At 34.5% G+C, this 25,995-nt stretch carries 21 protein-coding genes; 17 read left to right on the top strand and 4 right to left on the bottom strand.

The features are described from left to right. Positions 1–69: 69 nt before the first annotated feature. Positions 70–489 carry a nucleoside-diphosphate kinase gene (locus BLT84_RS10795; protein WP_034891540.1) on the bottom strand — a complete coding sequence of 140 codons (420 nt, stop codon included), beginning with the start codon at positions 487–489 and terminating at the stop codon, positions 70–72. A 272-nt stretch (positions 490–761) separates the two neighbouring features. On the opposite strand from BLT84_RS10795, the gene BLT84_RS10790 reads away from it, so the two are divergent. From BLT84_RS10790 to BLT84_RS10780, 3 genes are read left to right on the top strand one after another with little or no spacing between them, the layout of a single operon-like run. Continuing rightward, positions 762–1,778 (top strand): DHH family phosphoesterase, encoded by a 1,017-nt coding sequence (locus BLT84_RS10790; RefSeq protein ID WP_091265546.1) that lies wholly within the window; start codon positions 762–764, stop codon positions 1,776–1,778. Continuing rightward, complete coding sequence (gldI, locus tag BLT84_RS10785; protein ID WP_091265543.1) at positions 1,775–2,353, top strand: gliding motility-associated peptidyl-prolyl isomerase GldI; 579 nt, start codon at positions 1,775–1,777, stop codon at positions 2,351–2,353. The genes BLT84_RS10790 and gldI overlap by 4 nt, the downstream gene beginning before the upstream one ends. A gap of 1 nt (position 2,354) precedes the next feature. After that, a complete protein-coding gene (locus tag BLT84_RS10780; protein ID WP_091265540.1) occupies positions 2,355–3,482 on the top strand; it encodes a peptidylprolyl isomerase in 1,128 nt (375 codons plus the stop codon). Between the two features lie 71 nt (positions 3,483–3,553). Here the strand turns inward: BLT84_RS10780 and BLT84_RS10775 are convergent, their stop codons facing one another. Next, complete coding sequence (locus BLT84_RS10775) at positions 3,554–5,014, bottom strand: aminoacyl-histidine dipeptidase (RefSeq protein WP_091265536.1); 1,461 nt, start codon at positions 5,012–5,014, stop codon at positions 3,554–3,556. 88 nt (positions 5,015–5,102) lie between these two features. Here BLT84_RS10775 and BLT84_RS10770 point away from each other — a divergent pair, with 88 nt between their 5' ends. The 8 genes from BLT84_RS10770 to BLT84_RS10735 all read left to right on the top strand — a co-directional run bounded on the left by BLT84_RS10770 (position 5,103) and on the right by BLT84_RS10735 (position 16,842). Next, entirely contained in the window at positions 5,103–6,176 is a 1,074-nt protein-coding gene (locus BLT84_RS10770; protein WP_091265533.1) for a DUF3810 domain-containing protein, read from the top strand. 80 nt (positions 6,177–6,256) lie between these two features. After that, positions 6,257–9,226 (top strand): amidohydrolase family protein, encoded by a 2,970-nt coding sequence (locus tag BLT84_RS10765; RefSeq protein WP_091265531.1) that lies wholly within the window; start codon positions 6,257–6,259, stop codon positions 9,224–9,226. Between the two features lie 10 nt (positions 9,227–9,236). Next, complete coding sequence (locus BLT84_RS10760; RefSeq protein WP_091265529.1) at positions 9,237–10,568, top strand: amidohydrolase family protein; 1,332 nt, start codon at positions 9,237–9,239, stop codon at positions 10,566–10,568. Positions 10,569–10,707: 139 nt separating this feature from the next. Continuing rightward, positions 10,708–11,511 (top strand): TrmH family RNA methyltransferase, encoded by an 804-nt coding sequence (locus BLT84_RS10755; protein WP_091265527.1) that lies wholly within the window; start codon positions 10,708–10,710, stop codon positions 11,509–11,511. An 83-nt stretch (positions 11,512–11,594) separates the two neighbouring features. Beyond that, on the top strand, positions 11,595–12,827 hold the full coding sequence (locus tag BLT84_RS10750; RefSeq protein WP_091265523.1) for a M48 family metallopeptidase: 1,233 nt from the start codon (positions 11,595–11,597) through the stop codon (positions 12,825–12,827). Between the two features lie 42 nt (positions 12,828–12,869). Beyond that, positions 12,870–15,077, top strand: coding sequence for a RelA/SpoT family protein (locus BLT84_RS10745; protein WP_091265520.1), 2,208 nt, complete (start codon positions 12,870–12,872; stop codon positions 15,075–15,077). Positions 15,078–15,105: 28 nt separating this feature from the next. Then, positions 15,106–15,564, top strand: a complete 459-nt coding sequence (locus tag BLT84_RS10740; RefSeq protein WP_034891511.1) for a Fur family transcriptional regulator — start codon at positions 15,106–15,108, stop codon at positions 15,562–15,564. Positions 15,565–15,570: 6 nt separating this feature from the next. Next, complete coding sequence (locus tag BLT84_RS10735) at positions 15,571–16,842, top strand: adenylosuccinate synthase (protein ID WP_091265518.1); 1,272 nt, start codon at positions 15,571–15,573, stop codon at positions 16,840–16,842. Positions 16,843–16,912: 70 nt separating this feature from the next. Here the strand turns inward: BLT84_RS10735 and BLT84_RS10730 are convergent, their stop codons facing one another. Together BLT84_RS10730 and BLT84_RS10725 are read right to left on the bottom strand one after the other, a co-directional pair. Further along, a complete protein-coding gene (locus BLT84_RS10730; RefSeq protein ID WP_091265516.1) occupies positions 16,913–17,728 on the bottom strand; it encodes a ferritin-like domain-containing protein in 816 nt (271 codons plus the stop codon). Positions 17,729–17,755: 27 nt separating this feature from the next. After that, positions 17,756–18,517 carry a ferritin-like domain-containing protein gene (locus tag BLT84_RS10725; RefSeq protein ID WP_091265513.1) on the bottom strand — a complete coding sequence of 254 codons (762 nt, stop codon included), beginning with the start codon at positions 18,515–18,517 and terminating at the stop codon, positions 17,756–17,758. Between the two features lie 307 nt (positions 18,518–18,824). Here BLT84_RS10725 and BLT84_RS10720 point away from each other — a divergent pair, with 307 nt between their 5' ends. The 6 genes from BLT84_RS10720 to BLT84_RS10695 all read left to right on the top strand — a co-directional run bounded on the left by BLT84_RS10720 (position 18,825) and on the right by BLT84_RS10695 (position 25,974). Further along, a complete protein-coding gene (locus tag BLT84_RS10720; protein ID WP_091265509.1) occupies positions 18,825–20,579 on the top strand; it encodes an OstA-like protein in 1,755 nt (584 codons plus the stop codon). Further along, the gene (locus BLT84_RS10715) at positions 20,576–21,757 is read left to right on the top strand and encodes an aspartate aminotransferase family protein (RefSeq protein WP_091265506.1); all 1,182 of its coding nucleotides are present in this window, start codon (positions 20,576–20,578) and stop codon (positions 21,755–21,757) included. The genes BLT84_RS10720 and BLT84_RS10715 overlap by 4 nt, the downstream gene beginning before the upstream one ends. Before the next feature lie 105 nt (positions 21,758–21,862). Then, a complete protein-coding gene (locus BLT84_RS10710) occupies positions 21,863–23,260 on the top strand; it encodes a tetratricopeptide repeat protein (RefSeq protein ID WP_091265502.1) in 1,398 nt (465 codons plus the stop codon). A 41-nt stretch (positions 23,261–23,301) separates the two neighbouring features. Continuing rightward, on the top strand, positions 23,302–24,252 hold the full coding sequence (locus BLT84_RS10705; protein WP_091265499.1) for a DUF368 domain-containing protein: 951 nt from the start codon (positions 23,302–23,304) through the stop codon (positions 24,250–24,252). Next, on the top strand, positions 24,227–25,246 hold the full coding sequence (locus BLT84_RS10700) for a DUF368 domain-containing protein (RefSeq protein WP_231929294.1): 1,020 nt from the start codon (positions 24,227–24,229) through the stop codon (positions 25,244–25,246). Before BLT84_RS10705 ends, BLT84_RS10700 begins: the two co-directional genes overlap by 26 nt. Continuing rightward, entirely contained in the window at positions 25,243–25,974 is a 732-nt protein-coding gene (locus tag BLT84_RS10695; protein ID WP_091265497.1) for a shikimate dehydrogenase family protein, read from the top strand. Before BLT84_RS10700 ends, BLT84_RS10695 begins: the two co-directional genes overlap by 4 nt. Positions 25,975–25,995: the final 21 nt, after the last annotated feature.

Genomic DNA, 25,995 nt, shown 5'->3' with positions numbered 1-25,995 from the left:
AACGAATAGACTTAAATAAAAAAGGCCGTCCAAATTGGACGGCCTTTTTTGGTATAAGGTAAGTTCTTACTAAAACATCTCTCTTCCTGAGAAATGAAAAGCAGACTCAATAGCTGCATTATCATCACTATCACTTCCGTGAACTGCATTCTCTGCGATAGATGCTGCATATTTTTTTCTAATAGTTCCTTCTGCTGCTTCTTCTGGATTTGTTGCTCCAATAAGAGTTCTGAAATCTTCTACTGCATTTTCTTTTTCTAAGATAGCCGCCACAATTGGTCCTTGTGTCATATACTCTACCAATTCTCCAAAGAATGGACGCTCATTATGGATTGCGTAAAAAGTCTCCGCATCTTTACGAGTCATTTGAGTCATCTTCATTGCTACAATTCTAAAGCCTGAAGCATTAATCTGTTCTAGGATCCCACCGATGTACCCTTTTTCAACTGCATCGGGTTTTAGCATTGTAAATGTTCTATTATTTGCCATTTCTTTGTTTTTAATTTTTTTGCAAAAATAAGCAATTCAAACCTTTATGCAAGCTTTTTTAAAATTTATAACAAATACCATAATTTAATAATGAGCTACACCCTTTATAATTTTTAAGATTATATTCTAATTCTTAATAAAGTAGAAATTTTCAACTGAAGATATAAGCGAAAAAACCTATAATTTCATTTCATTTGTCTTCAGATTTAGCATATCAAGATAATAGTGCTGTATACTACAGGATTATAAAAATTGTATATTTACCCCTTATTATGATAGAACAAAGTATTTTAGAAATTACCTCAGAACTCTCTACAGCGAACAATATTGTAATTGTGCCGCACAAAGGTCCTGATGGAGATGCCATTGGCTCTAGCCTTGGCTTATATCACTTTTTAAAGGGGAAAGGACATTTTGTAAATGTAATAGCACCTAATGATTATCCAGACTTTTTGAAGTGGCTTCCGGGGCAAGAAAACATTTTAAATTTTGAAAAGTGTCAGGAAGATTGTAAAAAATTGATCTTAGAAGCAGACATTATATTTACTTTAGATTTTAATGTACTTTCTAGAGCAGGAGATATGCATACCACCTTAGAGGAAGCAGAAGCTACCTTTATAATGATAGATCATCATCCAGAACCTGCAGATTATGCAGATCATATTTACAGCGATACTACTATGAGCTCTACCTGCCAGATGGTATATCAATTCATAGAAAAATTAAGAGCTGTAAAAAGTATAACCCCAGAAATTGCCACATGCCTGTACACGGGAATAATGACAGATACTGGTTCTTTTAGATTTAGATCTACTACCAGTACAACCCACAGGGTAATTGCAGCTCTTATAGATAAAGGTGCAGATAACACCCTAATCCATCAAATGATTTATGACACCTATTCTGCAAACCGAATGCAGTTATTAGGAGTGGCTCTTCAGAATTTAAGAGTTAATAAAGAACTTAGAACGGCATATATCACCCTTTCACAAGAAGAGTTAGATACCAATAACTTTAAAAAAGGAGATACAGAAGGTTTTGTAAACTACGGGTTAGCTTTAGAAGGTATTATTTTTGCAGCTATTTTTATAGAACATAAAGCAGATGGAATCATTAAAATGAGCTTAAGATCTAAAGGAAGTTTTTCTGTAAACGATTTTTCTAGAGCTCATTTTGAAGGAGGCGGGCATGTTAATGCCGCTGGAGGAAAAAGTGATCTTTCTCTGGAAGATACCGTCATAAAATTTAACAGTGTATTGAACAAATACTCAGAGCAATTAAAAGGATGAGAATAAGATTTATATTATTGATTCTAACAGTTATAAGCTTTGGAGCATGTAAATCTCCTGAAGCCCGAAGACCTGTAACTCAAAATTCTGGTTCTTTTATAGATCAATCTATAGCCAGAAATAAAGAACTAGTTGCCAAAGAGGAAGCTGTTATTGAAAAAATGATCCAACAAGATTCTATTAAGGAATATATAGCGTCGGCGAATGGATTTTGGTATTATTACAATAAGCAAACTACAGATACCTTAAATATTAAAACTCCTGAATTTGGCGATGTTGTTAAGTTCGATTATACTATTAACGATCTTAATGAAAATGTGATATATGATGAAGGAGAACTTCCTACAAAAAGATATGCTATAGATAAAGAAGAGCTTTTTGGCGGACTTAGAGAAGGTTTAAAATTAATGAAAGAAGGAGAGGTTGTAACATTTATCTTTCCATCTCATAAAGCCTTTGGTTATTATGGCGATAAGCATAAAATAGGAACCAATATTCCCATTATTACAAAAGTGAGTTTAAACTCTATAACTACAGAAAACGATTTAAATACCAATTCAAACTCTAATAATTAATATGAAAAAATTAAGCATTCTATTTATTTGTACCATTCTTCTAAGCTTTACTAGCTGCAAAGAGGATTATCCGGATCTAGCAGACGGGATGTATGCAGAATTCAATACTAACCAAGGTACTTTCTTAGCAGAATTATATTATAAGGAGACACCAATAACCGTTGCTAACTTTGTTTCTCTTGCTGAAGGCAAAAGCCATAAAATGGTAGATAGCGCTTATCAAGGAAAGAAATTCTATGATGGTTTGATCTTTCACCGTGTAATAAGAGATTTTATGATTCAGGGTGGAGATCCTCAAGGTACAGGAAGTGGTGACCCAGGATATAGATTTCCAGATGAAATTGTAGATACTTTAAAACTTGAAGAAAAAGGTCTATTAGCAATGGCTAATGCAGGTGCTGGTACAAACGGAAGTCAGTTCTTCGTTACTTTGGCTGCAACTCCATGGTTAACAGGAAAACATACTGTATTTGGTAAAGTTTTGGAAGGAATGACTGTTGTAGATAGCATTGGTTCTGTAAAAACAGGTCCTGGAGACAAGCCTTTACAAGATGTTTTAATAGAGAATGTAAAGATCATTAGAAAAGGTAAGGATGCTAAGAATTTTGAAGCAGCTAAACTTTTTGAAGAAAAACTATCTAAAGTAAAGGAAGAAGAAGAAAGAATAGAGAAAATGAAAGCTGCTTCTAAGAGATCTAATGCTGATAGATTTTCTGCCCTTAAAGAAACAGACACTAAAGAATTAGAGAGTGGTCTTAAGATCCATTTCTTGGAAAAAGGTGATGGTGCACAACCAAAAGCTGGAGATAAAGTAAAAATTGATTATGCAGGATATTTTGCAGATGGAACTTTGTTTGATACAAGTATTGAAGAAGTTGCTGTAGAAGGTGGTGTATTTAATCAACAACGTAAAGACCAGGTTGGATATAACCCAATGGTAATTCCGTATGGTCCCGATGCTCCAGTTATTCCAGGATTTAAAGAAGGTATTCAACAATTAAAAGTTGGAGATAAAGCTATTATCTATATCCCATCGCACTTGGGTTACGGAGCCAGAGGAGCTGGTGGAATTATTCCTCCAAATACAGATCTTATTTTTGAGATGACAATGGTAGGTATAGAAGAATAAGAACTTCAATTATAAATCATAAAAAAGCCGCTTCAAATAAATGAAGCGGCTTTTTACATATGAAGCATTTTCTATTTTACAGGGATGTTCTTTAAAATTTCTAAAACGAACTTCCAATATTTTTTAGCTGAAGAGATACTCGCTCTCTCATCTGGAGAATGCGCTCCTCTAATAGTTGGCCCAAACGAGATCATATCCATCTCAGGATAATGATTCCCTATTATACCACATTCCAATCCTGCATGGCAAGCTGCAACATCTGCTCTCTCCCCATTCATTTTCTCATATAGATCATCTAGAACAGTTAAGATTGCAGATTCTCTATTTGGAGCCCACCCTGGATAATCCCCAGAAAGTTCAACATCAAATCCTGCAAGTTCAAAACTAGACTTTAAACTATTGGCTAGATCATCTTTAGAGGTTTCTACAGAAGATCTGGTAAGACATTTTATTTCTATTTTGCCTTCCTTAATTTCAACTTTAGCAATATTGTTAGAAGTTTCTACCAGCCCCTCAATCTCCGGACTCATTCTGTAAACCCCATTATGTGCTGCATAAATTGCTTTTTGAACCTGAGCCTGTACTTGAGCCTCCATCACTTTTGCCGGAACTTCGGTTTCAGTAATAGAAACTTTTAGATTAGGTTCTAACTTAGAAAATTCAGTTTTAATTGCATCAATCTCATCTTCTAATTCGCTTTTAAAAGCTTTCACTTGAAAATCATCAATTACAACAACCGCCTCACTCTCACGAGGTATTGCATTTCTTAAGCCACCTCCATTAATACTTGAAATTCTAAGATCAAGATCTTCAGAAGCATTAAAAAGTAAGCGGTTCATAAATTTATTGGCGTTCCCTAATCCTTTGATGATATCCATTCCCGAATGTCCACCTTGCAATCCATTAACTACTATTTTAAAGGCAACAGCATCTTCTGGAGCATCTTCTTGAGAATATGTTCTTTTAGCAGTAACATCTACTCCACCAGCACATCCTATTCCTATTTCATCGTCTTCCTCTGTATCTAAATTTAAAAGAATTTCACCTTCTAGTAGTCCCTCTTCTAAACCTTTGGCACCGGTCATCCCTGTTTCCTCATCAATAGTAAACAATGCTTCTAAAGCAGGATGTTCTATAGAGTCACTTTCTAGAATTGCCATGATAGTTGCTACTCCAAGCCCATTGTCTGCTCCTAATGTAGTTCCTTTTGCTCTTACCCAGTCTCCATCTACATACATCTCGATACCCTGAGTATCAAAATCAAAATTGGTATCATTATTTTTTTGATGCACCATATCTAGATGCGATTGTAAAACCACAACTTTTCTATTTTCCATACCTTTAGTAGCAGGCTTCTTGATGATCACATTCCCTACAGAATCTACTTGAGTTTCGAGATTGAGATCATTCCCAAAATTCTTCATAAACTCTATTACGCGTTCTTCCTTTTTAGATGGCCGCGGAACAGCATTTAGATCTGCAAATTTGTTCCAAAGATTTTTCGGTTCCAGTGCTCTTATTTCTTCATTCATACTATTATATTTTGGTATCTTCACAAAGATATTGGTAATTACGAAAGCACAAAAATTGTAGCTCTTAATTAGTTTGTAATTTTAAAATGTGAAAAATAAAACCGCACTTATTTTAGCGCTCCTATTGCCAGTTCAATATGTGGTGATTAAGATCATCTCCAATTACCCATCGTTTATAGAAGAGTGGTACAGCACCGGCATTTACCCTTACATTTCTAAGATAATGAGATTTTCCCTTGGTATCCTCCCTTTTTCTGTAGGTGATCTATTATATACATTTTTTATCTTCTCTATTGTTAGATGGCTTGTTTTAAGATTACGAACTAAATTTAGTAATCCCAAAAAATGGATTTTGGAGATCTTTGCTACATTCTCTATTGTTTATGCTTGTTTTCATATTTTCTGGGGTTTTAATTACTACAGATTACCATTGCATAAAACCTTAAAGATCAAAAATACCTATACTACAGAAGAACTGGTGTTATTAACAGAAACCTTGATTAAGAAATCTAATCAGGTTCATAGCAAACTTGTAAATAATGATTCTGTAATAGTAGCGTATAACTTTTCTAAAACTCAACTACTGCACACTACCATTCAGGGATTTGACTATTTACGTGAAGAATATCCTAAGCTTACCTATAGCGGGAAGGCATTAAAAAGATCCTTGTTCAGTATTCCGCTTACGTATATGGGTTTTAATGGATATTTAAATCCGCTAACAAATGAGGCGCAAGTAAATACTCAGATAGTTAAATATAAGATCCCTACCACTGCGAGTCATGAAATTGGCCATCAATTAGGATTTGCTAAAGAGAACGAAGCTAACTTTATAGCTTGTCTGGCTACAATCCATCATCCAGATCCATATTTCAGATATTCAGGATTAACCTTCGCCTTAAGGTATTGCTTAAATGAACTGTATGTAAGAGATGCAGTAAAAGCAGATGCTATGCTTAAAACCATACATCCAGGAATTCTTGCTAATTATAAAGAGGTGAGAGATTTTTGGTCGCTTCATCAAAATCCTTTTGAGCCATTATTTCAGACTACATATAATGGTTTTCTAAAAGCAAATAATCAGGCTGAGGGAATGAAGAGCTATAGTTATGTGGTAGCACTATTAGTTAATTATTTTGATGATGTTGAAAAAGCATTTTAACTAATAGCCGTATTAGTTATAATTTTCTTAAATTCTGCCTTTAAAAATTAAAATATCATCTATTCAAATTCATCCCTCCTATGAAGTTAAAAATTTTATTGTTTTCTCTGGTAATTATGGGTAGCTGTGCACAGGCACAAGAATACTTCCCAAAGAATGACGGAGTTAAATCTGAAAATAACAATTACACGGTCTTTGAAAATGCCAAAATTCACGTAGATGCCAACACCATAATAGAAAATGGAATGTTTGCAGTAAGAAATGGTAAGATCACCGCAGTGGGTAAGAAAATTAATATACCTAAGAATGCTATTAAGATTAATTTAGATGGAAATGATGTTTATCCATCTTTTATAGATATCTATAGTGATTATGGAATTGCAAAACCTAAGAAAGCAGAAGGTGGCGGGCAACCACAATATGATGCCAGCAGAGAAGGGTATTATTGGAATGATCATATAAGACCTGAAACAAATGCAGTAGAATATTTTAGCTATGATAAGGAAGCTGCAGAAAAATTACAGAAAAACGGATTTGGAGTGGTAAACACTCACATGGCAGATGGAATTATTAGAGGAGCCGGAATGTTGGTTGCTTTAAATCCTGAGGGCACCACTGGAGATAGAATTCTGAGCGATAGATCTGCAGAATATCTTTCTTTTAACAAAAGTGTACAATCAAGACAATCTTATCCTACATCTATAATGGGTGCCATGGCATTACTGCGTCAAACTTATTTAGATGCAGCTTGGTATACTCAGGGTAAATCTAAAAATAAGGATCTTGCTTTAGAAGCATTAAACAGAAATAAGGCGCTTACCAAGATCTTTAAAACCGATAATTTATTAGATGAATTAAGAGCAGATAAGATTGGAGATGAATTTGGCTTTCAATATATTATCTATGGAAATGGTAATGAATTTGAAAGATTAGAGGAGATCAAGAAAACCAACGCTACGTATATCGTTCCACTTAACTTTCCAGATGCTTATGATGTAGAAAATCCATTTATGGCGAACTATGTGAGCCTTCAAGATATGAAAAGATGGAATCAGGCTCCTTCTAATCTGGCAATGATGCAAAAGAACGGAATTCCATTTGTTATTACCACTAACGATCTTAAGGATGAAAAGAAGTTCAAGGAGAATCTTCTAAAAGCTATTGAGTATGGACTAGACAAGAGAACTGCATTAAATGCACTTACCACAATTCCGGCAAAACTTATTGGGCAAGAAAATAAATTAGGGGTTTTAAAAGAAGGTGCTTGGGCTAATTTCTTGATCACCTCCGGCGATTATTTTGATAAGGAAACTGTACTTTATGAGAACTGGGTACAGGGAAATAGAACCGCCTTTACTCCTATGGATACTCCAAGTCTAGCTGGTAATTATACTCTAAAACTTGATGGGAATACGTATGATCTTAAATTCTCTGGCGAACCTAACGAGCCTAAAGTAGATGTAAAAGTTGGTGAGACCAAAGTAAAATCTAAGCTAACGTATTCAGATTCCTGGATGAACTTGATGTTGGAATCTCCAGATTCTACAAAATCTGAATATATCAGGTTGGTTGCTAGAGTGAATTCTAAATCAGATAATTTACAGGGAAGCGCTACTCTTAATAATGGAACAGAAACTTCTTTTTACGCTATGAGATCAGATGATGTTTCAGAAGAAAAGAAGGAGAAAGAAAAAGAAAAGGATGTATTACAAGATGTGATGCCTGTCTCCTACCCTAATATGGCTTATGGTTTTGAAACATTGCCTACTTCAGAAAATATATTATTTAAGAATGCTACTGTTTGGACCAATACTTCCAAAGGAATTATGGAGAACACAGACGTGTTAATAAAAGATGGAAAAATAGCTGCTGTTGGCAAAGACCTTAACGCCGGAAAGGCTAAAGTTGTAGACGCTACCGGAAAGCATCTAACTTCTGGAATTATAGATGAACATTCTCATATAGCCGCTTCAGCAATTAATGAAGCCGGGCAGAATTCTACGGCAGAAGTAACTATGGAAGATGTGGTAGATCCTTCTGATATTAATATCTATAGAAATCTAGCAGGTGGAGTTACTACTGTACAACTACTGCATGGTTCTGCAAATCCTATTGGAGGGAGATCTGCGATCTTAAAATTAAAATGGGGAGCGGCACCAAATGAAATGATCTTTAAAGAAGCTCCAAAATTTATAAAATTCGCTTTGGGAGAAAATGTAAAACAAGCCAATTGGGGAAGTACCACTCGTTTTCCACAAACTAGAATGGGTACAGAACAAGTTTACATGGATTATTTTAGCAGAGCAAGAAATTATGAAGCTGCTAAAAAAGAAGATAAGAATTTTAGAAAAGATCTAGAAATGGAAACTTTGGTTGAGATCCTAAACGGAAATAGATTTGTTTCTAGTCACTCTTATATTCAAAGCGAGATTAATATGTTGATGACGGTAGCAGAGAAGTTTGACTTCCGAATAAATACTTTTACTCATATTCTGGAAGGTTATAAAGTTGCAGACAAGATGAAAGAACACGGCGTTGGAGCCTCGACTTTTTCAGACTGGTGGGCCTATAAATATGAAGTTAAAGACGCAATTCCTTATAATGCGGCCATTTTACATGATGCAGGAGTTACCGTTGCAATAAATAGTGATGATCCAGAAATGAGCAGAAGATTAAATCAAGAAGCTGCAAAAAGTGTAAAATATGGAGGTGTCTCAGAAGAGGAAGCTTGGAAATTTGTAACCTTAAATCCGGCGAAACTACTTCATATAGATAATCTGGTAGGAAGTGTTGAGTCTGGTAAGAACGCTGATGTTGTATTATGGTCTGGCAACCCTCTTTCTATATACTCTAAAGCCGAAAAAACTTTAATTGATGGTACTGTTTATTTCGATTTGGAAAGAGATGAAAAACTAAGACAAGAGATCACAAAAGAAAAGAGCATCCTTACTACACAAATGTTAGCTGCTAAAAATGGTGGATCTAAAACTAAGCCAGTTGTGAAGAAAGAAAACCAGACTATGGGTTGCGACACTATTGAAATACACTAAAAGAACTATAATGAAAAAGCTTACTATAAAAATCTTTGTCCTCGCAATTTCAATGTCAGGAGGAATAATGGCACAGCAAACACCTGCGCCCAAACAATCTAAAGCCGTAACCATAGTTGGAGCTACCGCTCACTTGGGAAATGGTGAAACTATAAAGAACAGTTTAATAATTTTTGAAGATGGCAAGATCACCCAGATCATGGATGCCTTAACTACCAAAATGCAGTATAGAGGTACTATTATTCAAGCTGATGGGAAACACGTATATCCAGGATTTATTGCTCCCAATTCAACCTTAGGTTTAGTAGAAATAGATGCGGTTCGAGCTTCAGATGATGAAGATGAGATTGGAGATATGTTACCACATCTTAGAAGCTTAATAGCCTATAATACCGAAAGTCAGGTTGTAGAATCTATGAGACCTAATGGAGTTTTAATGGGACAGATCACTCCTAGAGGAGGAACTATTTCTGGTACTTCTTCTATAGTACAATTTGACGCATGGAACTGGGAAGATGCGGTTATTAAAGAAGATGATGGACTTCATTTAAATTGGCCAAACAGTTTTAAGCAAGGTCGATGGTGGGAAGGTGAAGAAAGAGGAATGAAACCAAATAAAGATTACAAAGATGAAGTTTCAAAAATCTCCCAATTCTTCAATAGCGCGAAAGCCTATTTAGCAGGAGATATGAATGAGGTGAACTTACCCTTTAAGGCGATGAAAACTGTATTTACAGGAGATAAAAAAGTTTATATTCATGTAAATGGCGAAAAAGAGATAACAGACGCTATTCAATTCAAAAAAGAACAAGACCTAAAAGATATGGTTATTGTTGGAGGTTATGATGCACTTAATGTTGCAGATGCATTAAAAGCTAATAATATCTCAATCTTAGCTCAAAGACCTCATACTACTCCAGATCAAGACGGAGATGATTATGACTATTCTTATAAAATGGCCAAACTTCTTGTAGATAAAGGCCTGCTTGTTGGTTTAGAATCTAGCGGACAAATGGAAAGAATGAACTCTAGAAATTTACCTTTTTATGCCGGTACCGTAGCTTCCTTTGGAATGGATAAAGAGGAAGCTTTAAAACTTATTACTTTTAATACCGCAAAGATCTTAGGAATAGATGATATGGTTGGAACTCTTGAAAGAGGTAAAGATGCTACACTATTTATTAGTGAAGGTGATGCATTAGATATGAGAACCAACATTATTACGCACGCTTATATTCAGGGAAGAGAGATAAGTCTGGAAAGTCACCAAACAGAATTATATCACAGGTATTCTAACAAATATAAGGACCAAGATAAAACTAAAAAGAAAGAAAATGAGTAATAACTTTTAGTATTCTAAGATCTAATAATTTCGAAAGGAATTAAAAAGATAGATCTAATCACTTCTTAGCTTATTATAAAACCTCTGATAACTTCAGAGGTTTTATATTTGTAGCCACATCTAACTTTTATTTTACCCTATGTTCAAAAAGATTTCAAGTTTACAGAATTCAAAGATCAAAAGCTTACTTCAATTACAGGAGAAATCCAGGAACCGAAAAAAAGAAGGAGTTTTTCTGGTAGAGGGAGTTAGAGAGATTTCCCTAGCAATAAAAGGAAATTATAGAATTTCTGAACTTTTCTTCTGTGATGAGCTTTTTAAAGCTGAAAATATTTCAGATCTAACTAAAACTGTTACCACCAATCCTGAAGTTACCGAACTTTCTGAAGAGGTTTATAGCAAAATAGCTTATAGAGGAAGTACAGAAGGAGTTATGGCGTTGGTACAAGTTAAAGATCTTAGTTTATCTCAGTTGCAATTAAACGCAAAGAACCCCTTAATATTAGTAGCTGAAGCTCCGGAAAAGCCAGGGAATATTGGTGCATTGTTAAGAACTGCAGATGCTGCTAATGTTGATGCCGTTTTATTGGCCAATCCCAAAACAGATATGTTCAATCCAAACATTATTAGGTCTAGTGTGGGCTGTGTTTTTACCACGAATATTGGTACTGCAAGTACTGCTGAGATCATCCATTTCTTAAAAGATAAATCTATTAATATTTATGCGGCGGCACTTCAAGCATCGGTACATTATGATATTATAGATTTTACAGCGCCAACAGCAATAGTAGTAGGTACCGAAGCTACAGGTTTAAGCGAAGAATGGTTAGATAATTCTACTCAAAATATCATCATCCCTATGCAAGGTGAAATAGATTCAATGAATGTTTCTGTAGCAGCTGGAATACTAATTTTCGAAGCAAAACGACAGCGCAAATTCTAATGTTTTTTATTTAAACAATCACTGCTGTTAACCTTTATGTAACTATAGTTCTCTTAAATTTCACTCTAAAAAAACAACCACTTGTGACGGCACAAACTCTATTCTATATACTAATAGCGGTGATCATTATAGATTTTTTAATCGATAAAATTTTAGATACCCTCAATGCGAAGCACTTTAATGATCCTATCCCAGAAGGATTATCTGATGTTTATGAAACCTCTGAATACAATAGATCACAAAATTATAAAAAAGAGCGATATAAATATAGTACAGTCACATCCACAATTTCTTTTATAGCCATGCTACTGGTTCTCTTTTTTGAAGGATTTGCATATCTAGACAAACTAGTAAGAACGTATTCTGAAAATGAGATTGTTATTACGCTATTGTTCTTCGGAATTATTATGCTAATAAATGAGATAATTATGCTACCATTTTCATGGTATAGCACCTTTGTCATTGAAGAAAAATATGGCTTTAATAAAACAAGCCTTAAAACTTTTGTTTCTGACAAATTGAAATCGCTAGTACTTACAGCGATTTTTGGCGGAGCTATTTTGGCATTAATAGTTTGGTTCTATCAATTAACGGCTCAAAATTTTTGGCTGTATGCTTGGGGATTAGTCATCTTCATAACCCTGTTCGCAAATATGTTCTATGCAAAATTGATAGTTCCCATTTTTAATAAACAAGTACCACTGCAAGATGGTAGCTTAAGGACTAAAATTGAAGCATATGCAAAGACAGTAGGGTTTGAATTACATAATATTTTTATAATAGATGGTTCTAAAAGAAGTACGAAGGCAAATGCTTATTTTTCAGGGTTTGGCAAAGAAAAAAGGATCACTTTATATGATACGCTTTTAAATGATCTTGAGGAAGAGGAGATCGTTGGAGTTCTTGCACATGAAGTTGGACATTATAAGAAAAAACATATTATTGCAAATGTTGCAGCATCTATTTTTACCACCGGACTTACATTATGGCTATTGTCGTTATTTATTGGAAATCCATTATTATCTGAAGCTCTAGGAGTATCAACTCCTAGTTTTCACGTAGGCCTGATAGTCTTCGGGATTCTTTATAGTCCAGTATCAGCAGTAACAGGATTATTAATGAATATTTTATCAAGAAAATTTGAATATCAGGCTGATGATTTTGCTAAAAATACTTATAATGCAGAGGCATTGATTTCTAGCTTAAAAAAATTATCAAAAACCAGTTTAAGCAATTTAACGCCCCATAAAGCCTATGTTTTTGTGCACTACTCACACCCTACTCTTTTAGAGAGATTTAATAATTTAAGAAGGTAGTTTGTAGTTGTTTCTTTACAATCTTAATCGTAATTTTAGACTATGACCGAAGCTGCTATAGAATTAGAAAATAAGAAAATAACCCGCCAATATAAGGAGCTGTTGCGCATTAGTTACAGGTCTTTGTCTGAAGAGGATAAAAAAATGATTAGGCTGGCATTTGATACTGCCGTAGATGCCCATAAAGATCAACGCAGGAAATCTGGAGAAGCATATATCTTTCACCCTATTGCGGTTGCTAAAATTGTAGCTTCAGAAATTGGATTGGACGCTACATCTATTGTAGCTGCCTTGTTGCACGATGTTGTAGAAGATACAGATTATACTCTGGAAGATATTGAAAAAATGTTTGGGGAAACCGTTGCAAAGATTGTAGATGGCCTTACTAAAATATCTCACTTAAAACAAGATAAGGACGTATCTCTTCAAGCAGAGAACTTCCGAAAAATGCTGCTGACTTTAAATGATGATGTAAGGGTAATCATCATTAAAATTGCAGACCGTTTGCACAACATGCAAACTATGGAGTCTATGCAACCAGACAAGCAGGTTAAAATAGCTTCAGAAACTTTATACATCTATGCGCCACTAGCTCACAGAATTGGGCTTTACAGTATAAAAACTGAATTAGAAGATCTTAGTTTAAAATTTACTGAGCCAGATGTTTATAATGACATTCTAAAAAAAATTAGAGAAAGTAAAGAAGAGCAAGATGCCTATATTAATGAATTTACGAAAACTATTAAAGATTCATTAGATCAAGAAAATCTTAACTATCAAATAAAGGGTAGACCAAAATCTATTTTTTCTATCCGTAGAAAAATTCAGGTTCAGAACATCACTTTCGATGAAGTTTTTGACAAGTTTGCTGTGCGAATTATCTATAAGGCAGATCTTGCAAATGAAAAGTTCTTAGCATGGAAGATCTATTCTATAGTAACAGATCATTTTAGACCCAATCCTATACGATTAAGAGATTGGATATCTTCTCCTAAATCTACAGGATATGAAGCTCTGCATATAACGGTAATGGGGCCAAAAGGTAGATGGGTAGAAGTGCAAATTAGAAGTGAGCGCATGAATGAGATTGCAGAGAAAGGCTATGCTGCGCATTATAAATATAAACAAGGTGCAGTACAGGAAGAAAAAACAATGGAAGACTGGCTGAATAAGCTGCAGGAAGCTCTTGAAAATTCTGAGACCAATGCTGTTGACTTTGTCGAGCAGTTCAAATTGAATCTTTATGCTAAGGAGATCTTTGTATTTACCCCACAAGGAGATCTTAAATCGCTACCTAAAGGAGCTACTCCACTAGACTTTGCATTTGGAGTACATACTGAAGTTGGTTTACATACTAGAGGAGCTAGAGTAAATAACAAATTAGTTCCCTTAAGTCATGAATTAAAAAGTGGAGATCAGATAGAGATCATCACTTCAGAAAATGCCAAGCCTAATGTAAACTGGTTAGATTATGCCTCTACTGCGAGAGCGCGAGCTAAAATAAAATCATCTTTAAGAGAAGAAAAGAAAGAGATTGCAGAAGATGGAAAAGCGATCTTAGCACGAAAATTAAAAGCTCAGAAATTAACATTTAACGAAAAGATCATTAATGAATTGGTGATCTATTTTAAGCTAAAGACCAGCTTAGACCTTTTCTACAGAGTGGGAATAGGGAAAATTGACAATCAAAAGTTAAAGGAATTTACGAATTCACGCAGCAACGCCTTTGTTAGCTATATTAAAAATAAGATTCGAAAACCTGCAGTTGCAGAAGATATTGATAAGGAAGAGATCACTTCTAAGTATGATCAGCTAGTTTTTGGAAAAGAGGAAGAGGTTTTAGATTACAAATTAGCAAATTGCTGTAATCCAATTCCGGGAGATAATGTATTTGGCTTTATAACGGTAAGTGAGGGTATAAAAGTTCATAAGAAAGATTGCCCTAATGCAATTCAATTTCAAAGCAACTATGCATACAGGATCATTCAAGCAAAATGGATAGATTCGTCACAACAAGATTTCAAGGCTATTATAAAATTAACGGGAATTGATAATCTAGGATTGGTAAGTGAAATAACCCAAGAGATCTCAAAAAGTATGAACGTAAACATGCGAAACATTAATTTTGATAGTTCTGACGGCGTATTTACCGGAAAGATCACGGTAATTGTAAAGAATAATTCAATTCTAAATACGCTTATAGATCGATTAAAAAAAATTAATGGGATAGATAAGGTCTCCAGAGAATAATCTAATATCTTTGCGAGGAAGAAAAAATATGAGTAAAAAAGTAATAAATAAGAACGACCAGGCAGTAGTTAAAAACGTATTCACAAAGTTTTTAGAAGAAAAAGGACATCGAAAGACTCCGGAACGCTTCGCTATATTGCAGGAGATCTATAATAATGAAGAGCATTTTGATATAGAATCACTTTATATCAATATGAAAAATAAAAAATATCGCGTTAGTAGAGCTACGCTCTATAATACCATAGAACTTTTATTGGAATGCGGATTGGTTAGAAAACATCAATTTGGGCAAAACCAGTCGCAATATGAGAAATCATTTTTTGACAGACAGCACGATCATATTATACTTACCGATACTGGAGAGGTTATAGAATTTTGTGACCCTAGGATACAAAGTATCAAACAAACTATAGAAGAGGTATTTGACATAGATGTTTCTAAACATTCTTTATACTTTTACGGCACTAAAAAACAACCAACAAATTAAATATTTATGGCAGTAGACTTACTACTCGGACTACAGTGGGGAGATGAAGGAAAAGGTAAAATAGTTGATGTATTTACCAAAAAATATGACATTATAGCTAGATTTCAGGGAGGTCCAAATGCTGGACATACCTTAGAGTTTGATGGGCACAAACATGTACTACATACCATTCCTTCCGGAATTTTTCATGAGAACACTGTAAACCTTGTTGGAAACGGAGTTGTAATAGACCCTGTTATATTTAAAAAAGAATTAGATAATCTGGAGCCTTTTAAAACAGATTATAAGTCTAAACTTCTAATTTCCAGAAAAGCACATTTAATTTTACCAACCCACAGACTTCTTGATGCAGCTTCTGAAGCATCTAAAGGAAAGGCTAAGATTGGTTCTACTCTCAAAGGAATTGGCCCTACTTATATGGACAAAACCGGTAGAAATGGATTACGAGTTGGAGATCTGGAGCTAGAGGATTGGATGGATAAATATAGAATGTTAGCAGATAAGCATGAGGCTATGATAAGCTTTTATGATGTAGATGTTCAATACGATCTTGCAGAACTAGAAAGAGAATTCTTTGAGGCGGTTAAAATGCTAAAGACATTGCAATTCATTGACAGTGAAAACTATCTTCAAAATGCACAGCAAGAAGGAAAGACCATTTTAGCGGAAGGTGCACAGGGTTCTCTATTAGATATAGATTTTGGAACCTATCCTTTTGTAACTTCTTCTACTACTACCGCAGCAGGAGCTTGTACCGGTTTAGGAGTTGCGCCAAATCAAATTGGAAATGCCTTTGGAATTTTTAAAGCCTACACTACCAGAGTTGGAAGCGGACCTTTCCCTACGGAATTGTTTGATGAAGATGGAGAAACTATGGGAAGAGTTGGTAATGAGTTTGGAGCTACAACCGGAAGAGCTAGAAGATGTGGATGGTTAGACCTAGTTGCACTAAAATATGCGGTTCAGATTAACGGAATTACCCAATTAATTATGATGAAAGGGGATGTTCTAAGCGGATTCAAAACGTTAAAGGTTTGTACTGCTTATAACTATAAGGGGAAAGAAATAGACCATTTACCTTATAATATTGAAGCTGAAAATGTTACTCCTGTATACACAGAGTTTAAAGGTTGGAAAGAAGATCTTACTAAGATGACAGATGCTTCAGAACTTCCACAAGAACTTCTAACATATATTGAGTTCTTAGAGAAAGAATTAAAAACTCCTATTTCTGTTGTATCTGTTGGACCAGATAGAAAGCAGACAATCAACAGATAAGAAATTCGTAACAGTTTATAACAAAAAAAGCCTTCCAAATTGGAAGGCTTTTTTATTAGCTAGAATCTTATTATTCTGTAACAATAAAGTTTGTAGCAATAGCATTTACAGTTTCCATTGTTAAAGGCTCATCAAAAGCTTCGGTAACAGCATCAACTCCACCAAAGTCTCCAAATAATCCGGCTAGATCTACTCCACCTTGTACTGTATTATCTTCACCACCATAAATAGTGCTAAAAGCTCCTGGAAGAGTGTTTTGAGTTCCTGTGATCCATCCTTTTTCATCACGCATTCTTCTAACTTGAGAAGCATGGCGTGCTTCTATAGAATGAATTTGCAATGCATAAGTTAAAAGATCATTATCGTTAGCCAAGGCTCCTGCCTGACCTTTGTAAGCTCTTACCCCAGTATCTTCAAATCCTTGAGATAATGCTAAGAATGTTTGATAGTTCTGAAATGTATCCAACATCAATCCTTTTCCAGTAAAATCAAAAGTTGGCTCATCTATAGCTGCATCTCCTAAAGCTGTTACTAGGAAATCTACGTGAGCATCTTCATGCTTAGAGATTTGTGCAAAAATATCTTTATCTGCATCAGGAATAAGTCCATCGGTATCTAGACCCATTCTGTAAAAGTTACGCTCTAAATATTCAAGAGTTAAAGCGAAATTTAACACATCTGTAGGAGAAGCTTGAAAAGCTGCGGCCGCCATAGAATTAGTAGCTGCTTTTGCTTTATTACTAGTTGCTGCAAGTCCAAAAGGGATTGATGCCAAGGCAATGTTCTTACCTACGTTCTTAAATTGATTTATGGAACCTCTTCTAGAACTTTTAGCGTTTAAAAGCTCGTCGTTAGAAAGGTTATCTAATATTTTTAATAAATTCATCGTTTTCGTTTTAAATTGATAAGTTAATTATGAGGTAGGTAAGTTGTTAGCAGTGAACTTAGTTTTAATAAATCCTGTTGCTCCAACGGCTGTAATGATATCACTTGGAGAAGAAGCTTTATCATAAGCTACTCCAGACCCACCAATATCAACTAATACACTATCTCCAGCGAAATCTGTAGAACCTGGATTAATTAGATTAGCAATTGCAGAAGCATGTCTTGCTTCTACAGATACAATTTTACCTGCAATTAACAAATAATCTGTACTAGCAAGTAATTGTCCTGCTCCATTATAAGCAGCTACTCCAGTATCTTCTAAAATTTTAGCAGTAGCAAGAACAGTATCTCTACTGCTAAAGTCTACACCAGTAAAATCAAATTCTAATTCTGGTAAAACATTTGAAGCACTAGTTGCAGCGTTTATAGCTGTTTTAAAAAATTCTCTGTGTATAACTTCATGATTATACAGATCTTCTAAAATAGTTTTTTCTTTTCCATCAGATAGTCCCATCCAATAAGAACCATTCAATACGTTGGTATAAAATGCAGCTTCCAATTGTTCTAATGCGTAAGCATAATTGAGTATTCCTACATCTCCACTACCTAAATCAAATACATCACCTGGTTCTGGTGTCATTGGATCGTCATCATCATCACTACATCCTACAAGTAAAAGACTTGAACCGGCAACGGCTAAACCTCCCATTTTTAAGAAATTTCTTCGAGAGTTACTCTTGTTTGAGTGCAAATTTTCTGAGGTCTGCACTTTAATCAATGGTTTTTTCATAATTGTGTTTTTCTAGATTACAGGTAAACTTACGTAGGGATTTCATATTTGGTTTTTTTGAAGTGGTTAATATTTTGCTAAAAAGATTCTAAAAATCTTAATATATGCTAATTTTAACAAACTATTTTATATTGTTTAGCGCTCGTCTCACTCGCTATCTCTATTTTTTCGCTTTTTGTAGATTTTTTCTCAAATAAATTTAATCTTAGTTTCGTATAATTTTCTGCTTAATACCACCTTCTTTTTCGCCTTTTATTTACTTTTGATCTAAATAATTCTGCTCTTGAAAAATGTATTTATTTATTTCATGTTCATTATAGGTTTTCTGCTGACTTCAAAACCTATTATAGCTCAGACCAAAAAGATTGATTATACCAGTGATCGAACTCTAAAGGATGAAAACAAGTACCCTGGAGCGATCATTTTAAGTAAAGTGGAGAATCAGGTACATTTTATTCACGAAGGAATAGAAATTTGGTGTGACCAGGCAATACATTATGATCAGGCGAATTTCTTTAAAGCTTACGGTAATGTAAGAATGCAACAAGGAGATACTGTGACTATGCAAAGTAATTACGCTGAGTACAATGGTACCACGAAGTTTGCTTTTGCCAGTGGAAAAGTGAAAATGACCAGACCTCAAACCTCTTTAGAGACAGATACTTTATTCTTTGATAGAATTAAACAACAGGCTTATTATAGAAGTGGTGGTACTATAAGAGATACCGCGAGTGTTCTAACTAGTAAGGTTGGAAGATATTATATGGATGAAGATAAATATTCATTTCTATCTAAAGTAACCGTTACGAACCCAGAATATGTTATAAATTCAGATCAATTAGATTTTTACTCAGAGAATGGATATGCTTATTTATATGGGCCAACCACCATAGAGAGTAAAACAAGTACGGTTTACTGTGAACGTGGATTTTACAATACACGTTTAGACAATGGTTACTTTGTAAAAAATTCACGGATAGATTATGACAATAGAATCTTGAAAGGTGACAGTCTATATTTTAACAGGAAGAATAGTTTTGCATCTGGAACCAACAATATTAAAGTTATAGATACATTAAATCACAGTCTCATTACAGGTCATTATGCTGAAGTCTATAGAGAGAAAGATTCAGTATTTATTACCAAAAGAGCTGTAGCGGCAACCGTACAAGATCAAGATTCTATATTTGTACATAGTGATACTTTAATGGTGATGGGAAAACCTGAAAATAGAATTATTAAAGGTTATTATGATGTTAGAATGTTTAAGAGTGATATGAGCGGCAAAAGTGACTCTATTTATATCAATCAAAAAAGTGGACTCACAAAATTGATCAATATTAATAAGGGTCCTGTTACTTCTGTTAGTATTAAAAGAAGTCCTGTGGTATGGTCTGGCGATAATCAAATTACCGGAGACACTATTCACCTTCAAAGCAATCCAAAAACAGAAAAACTAGATTCTATAAGAGTTTTTAATAACGCTTTTATGATACAGAAAGATAGTATTGAAGGATATAATCAGCTTAAGGGCAAAGAGCTTACTGGTTTATTTGTAGATAATGAGCTTTATCAGGTTGATATAATAAAGAATACCGAAACCATATTTTATAGCAGAAATGATGAAAGTGAACTTCTAGGTATCAATAAAACACTATCGAGCTCTATAAAAATTCTTTTTGAAAAGAATAAAATTGAAGATATCTATTACTATAAACAAGTAGAGGGTAATTTAAATCCTGAAGATGAATTTCCGGAAAATGTAAGAAAGCTTACAGGATTTAATTGGAGAGGAGAAGAAAGACTACTAAGCAAAGCAGATCTTTTTGCCGGTCAGCCAGAACCTACGTTAACTAAGATTAAAGGTATTGAACTACCTGAGAGTCAAGAAGAATTCTTTGATGATAGTAAACGCAAGGAACCTCTATTAAATGAAAATTCCAGATTGAAGCCTACAGATCTTAAAGATGAAAGATCAGACTCTATTCAACAGCAATTCAAGCCGAAAGCTACACCAGAATTGAAAGAAAAAGAAAATAAAACAAAAGCATCCGTTAATTGAAAGAAGATTTTTTAAAGTTCCAAGCTCAAACTACTCCCCACCCTTTGGGAATGGAAGTAGATCACGCCAAAGGCAGCTATATTTTTTCCAAACAAGGAGATAAATACTTAGATTTTGTAGCAGGAGTATCTGCTTGTAGCTTAGGACATTGTCATCCCAGAGTTGTAAATGCCATAAAAACTCAGGCAGAATCTTACTTACACGTAATGGTTTATGGAGAATATGCCCAAGGGCCTGCGGTAGCATTTTCTAAATTATTAGCATCTCACCTGCCTCCTACGCTTAGTAAAACCTATTTAACCAATTCTGGAACCGAGGCCATAGAAGGCGCACTAAAATTAGCCAGAAGAGCAACAGGTAGAACGCAGATATTAGCAGCCAAATCTGCATATCATGGAAATACTATGGGGTCTTTAAGTCTTATGGATTTTGAAGAACGAGTAAAGCCTTTTAGACCTTTAATTGGTGATGTTTCTTTTATGCAATTTAATAATAGTAATGATCTTAATAAAATAACGTCTAAGACAGCAGCTGTCATTTTAGAGACCATTCAAGGTGGTGCAGGATTTATTTTACCTAAGAATGATTATCTTAAAAAAGTGAAGGAGCGTTGCCAGGAAGTTGGTGCTCTTTTAATCTTAGATGAAATTCAACCCGGATTTGGAAGAACAGGGAAGTTATTTGGATTTCAACATTTTGGAATGGTACCGGATATTCTGGTTACAGGAAAAGGAATGGGCGGCGGACTCCCAATTGGAGCATTTACAGCGTCTGAAGAAGTGATGGATCTACTAAGCGAAAATCCTAAATTAGGACATATAACCACTTTTGGAGGTAATGCTTTAATTGCAGCAGCAGCACTAGCAACATTGCAAGAGATCACAGAATCAGACCTTATGGCAGAGACGCTAATAAAGGAGGAACTTATAAGATCTCTTTTAGTACATCCATTAATATCAGAAATAAGAGGAAAGGGATTAATGCTCGCTGCTATCACTCCTTCCGAGGATATTGCTACAGAAGTTATTTTAAAATGTCAAGAAAAAGGACTTATTTCATTTTGGTTATTATTTGAAAAAAGAGCCGTTAGAATTACTCCTCCGCTTACTATATCTATTGATGAAATTAAAGAAGGATGTGGCATTATTATTGACGTTCTCAATGATATAAATCAATAAGCTTGGCTTGTTAATTACTTTGTTAAAAACAATATAAAGTACTACCGGCTTTATAAGTTAACATGGTTAACTTTAATACTGTAGAAATATCGTAATCCCCAGTGTATGCAATTAAGTCATAACGAAGAAAACAATTTCTCACTTACCCGTTTTGAATCTATGTTAAAAACAAACGATGTGTTGTTTTTTGATTCAGAAGAATTTGAGGATATCATAAATCATTATCTAGAGAATGGCAAAATAGCTTTGGCTAAGAAAGCCGTTAAACTAGGTTTGACGCAGCACCCTACGTCTACCAATTTGAAACTTTACAAAGTAGAAATTTTGGTATTTGAAGATAAATTAGATCTTGCAGATGGGCTTTTAAATGAGCTACATGATCTGGAGTCTTCTAATGAAGAGATCTATATTCAAAAAGCAAATATTTTCTCAAAGAGAGATGATCACCAAAAAGCAATTCAAATGTTGGAAGCTGCTTTAGAGATCACCATGGATGAGGCTGATGTTTACTCCCTTTTAGGAATGGAATACCTGTTTTTGGAAGATTTTGAGAATGCAAAGCTTAGTTTTATGAAATGTCTGGAGGCAGATGATGAAGATTATTCTGCTCTTTATAATATCATGTATTGTTTTGATTTTCTAGAACAAAAGAACGAAGCTATAGATTACCTCAATATGTTCTTAAATAAAAACCCATATTGTGAGGTAGCATGGCATCAAATTGGAAAACAATATTTTGATCTAAAACAGTTTGAAAAAGCTTTGAACGCTTTTGACTTTGCTATTATTAGCGATGAGCATTTTATTGGAGCTTATCTTGAAAAGGGGAAAGTTCTGGAAAAATTAGGTCGTTATAACGAAGCTATAGAAAACTATAAGATCACTTTAGATCTGGATGATCCTACTTCATTTGCATATTTAAGAATAGGAAAGTGTTTCGAAAAGCTAGGCTTGGAAGAATTAGCGCTAGAACATTATTCAAAAACTGTTAAGGAAGATCCTTTATTAGATAAAGGATGGATTGCAATTACAGATTTTTATTTTAAAAAAGGGAATTATCAAAAAGCCTTGTATTTTATAAATAAAGCTATTGGTATAGATGAGGAGAATGTTCTTTATTGGAAACGTTATGCAAAGATCAATAGTAAGTTGAGCTACTTCGAAGAAGCTGAGAAAGGTTATCAAAAAACTATCGATCTTGGTAATTATGAATTAGAGACATGGATTAGAAGGTGTGATATTTTAATAAATCTTGGAGAATATGAAACTGCAGTTCAAAATTTAATTCAAGCCTTAGAGTTCTATCCTGAAACTGCGGAAATTGAATTTAGGTTAGCAGGTTTATATTTTAGTCTCAATGAAGGTGATAAAGGATACTTTCATCTAAATAATGGATTAAAGATAGATACGGAATACTATATAATTATCGAAGAACTTTTCCCTGCCATCTTTAGCAGAAAGAGCATAAAAGAAATGATCAATTCTTATCTGAAAGCCTCCTGATATTTTAATTATATTTGGCGGAAACTATATTAATTTCAGATATGCAGCGAAGTTTAAAGGAGTACTTTACAATTACCTTAAAAGGAATGGCAATGGGTGCCGCAGATGTGGTACCGGGAGTTTCCGGAGGAACAATCGCATTCATAACGGGAATCTATCAAGAATTAATAAATACTATTAGCGGTATAGATTTCTCTCTTATTCAAGTTTGGAGAGAAAGTGGAACAAAGGCCATGTGGCGTAAAGCTAATGGCTCATTTTTATTAGCGCTACTTACCGGGATCCTAATTAGTATTTTAACCTTAATGAGACTTACCAATTATTTATTGGATAATCATCCGGTAATGGTATGGTCTTTCTTCTTTGGGCTTATAGTTGCCAGTGTTTGGTTTGTAGCCAAGCAAATCCCTAAATGGAATTTTAAAATTGTATTGGCGCTAATTATTGGCGCGGCGTTGGCTTTATACATTAGCTCCTTACCTCCATTAAATGTTCAAAGTAATAACTGGTTCTTATTTTTAGCAGGTGCTTTGGCAGTTTGTGCTATGATCCTTCCCGGGATTTCTGGCGCATTCATTCTGGTGTTATTAGGAGCCTATAAGACCATCACAGAAGCTGCACAGAATTTAGATTTTAAGACATTAGCTATTGTAGCGGTGGGCGCTGTTTTCGGATTACTTTCTTTTTCAAGAATCTTAAAATGGCTTTTCAATAACTACAGCAATATTACTTTAGCAGTATTAACAGGTTTTATAGCAGGATCTTTAAACAAGATATGGCCTTGGAAAGAGGTTTTGGAGACTGCTAAGTATGGAGAGAAAATAGTTGTTATTAAAGAAATATCTGTGCTTCCGTCTAACTTTGACGGAGATCCTCATCTTTTAGCAGCTATTATTTTGATGATTGTTGGATTTTTATTAATACTTTTCCTAGAACGAATTGCGACCCAAAAACCAATAACCGAAGATGCTTCAACAAACGAGAACCTTTAGTGATAAGATCTTATTAGTATTAAAAGGTCTTGCAATGGGTGCTGCCAATAAAGTGCCCGGTGTATCTGGAGGTGTTGTTGCATTTGTTGCGGGTTTCTACGAAGAATTCATCTACTCCCTTCAAAAGATAAATTTAAAAGCGTTTAAGCTGCTGTTAGGCGGCAGGTTTAGAAGCCTGTATAGCTATATTAATGGAAGATTTCTAAGTCTCTTGATATTAGGGATGATCATAAGTTATTTCAGCATTTCAAAACTGCTTGATTATCTTATTATTCATTATGAAATTTATGTGTGGGCTGCTTTTTTCGGAATGATCATAGGCTCGGTCTACTACATTAGCAAAGATTTTGATCACTGGTCTAAAAGATCTGTTCTTTTCGTAATTGCCGGAATTATTGCTGGAGTAGCCATTAGTTTCTTAGAACCAGCTAAAGAAAATGATAATTTATTCTTCGTTTTCTTTTGCGGGATAGTAGGTGTTAGCGGAATGACACTGCCCGGGCTCTCTGGCTCCTTTATACTGATGCTTTTTGGAAACTATGTACTTCTTCTAATAGATTCTGTAAATGCCTTATTTGATACAATGACAGATCTTGTATTCTTGGATTTTTCATTTATTCATAATTCTGAAAGAATAAGATTACTTCAAGTTTTAGCAATGTTCTCTTTAGGCTCTTTAGCAGGATTGGTATCATTATCACACCTTTTGGGATATGTGCTTAAAAAATATAAAAAAGAGACGTATTCAGTTATTATTGGTTTTATTACTGGTTCTCTAGGAGTAGTTTGGCCTTGGAAAGAAAAGATCTTTAAGATAAATGCTGAAGGAAAATTTTTAGTAGACAGGCATGGAAATTATATAATAGACAATTACGATAGATACTTTCCTAGTTTTAGTGATCCAGCAACATATCTGGCTGTACTATGCGTATTCATTGGGATATTTATAGTCTTAGGCCTGGCTTGGTATGAACAAAGAAATTCTCTAAAATGAAAACCTACGGTTTAATAGGTAAAAATATATCATATTCGTTCTCTCGGTCTTATTTTTCTGATAAATTCAGTCAACTTAAGATAGATGCAGAGTATGTGAATTTTGATCTTCAAAATATAGATCAGCTCTATAGCGTACTTAAAGAGACCCCGAATCTTGGAGGTCTTAATGTGACTATTCCATATAAGGAACAAATAATTCCCTTTTTAACTAATTTAGATCCCATAGCCAAAGAGATTGGAGCGGTTAACACGATCAAGCTAGACAACAAAGGAGCGCTTACCGGTTATAATACAGATTATTATGGTTTTCAAGAATCCTTACGTCCACATTTAAAAGATCACCACAAAAAGGCATTAATTTTAGGTACTGGTGGAGCATCTAAAGCTATTGCGTATACCCTTCAGAAATTAAATATAGCTCATACATCTGTATCCAGGAGTGCTATAGATGGAGAAATAACCTATTCCGATCTCAATAAAGAAGTACTCGCAGATCACCTTCTAATAATAAATTGTACGCCATTAGGAACTTTTCCTGATGTGGATGCCTACCCTCCAATTCCCGTAGAATTTTTAACTCCAAATCATCTCCTTTACGATCTTATTTACAATCCCAAAATCACTAAGTTGATGAAATTAACCATGAATGCAAACGGACAGGTAATTAATGGTGAAAAAATGTTGGAGCTACAGGCAGAAAAAGCCTGGGAGATCTGGAATAAATAATTGTAAGCATCACAGTAGTAA

This window comes from Gillisia sp. Hel1_33_143, assembly GCF_900104765.1.
Lineage (GTDB): Bacteria > Bacteroidota > Bacteroidia > Flavobacteriales > Flavobacteriaceae > Gillisia.
This window is presented reverse-complemented; position numbering and strand designations above follow the sequence as displayed.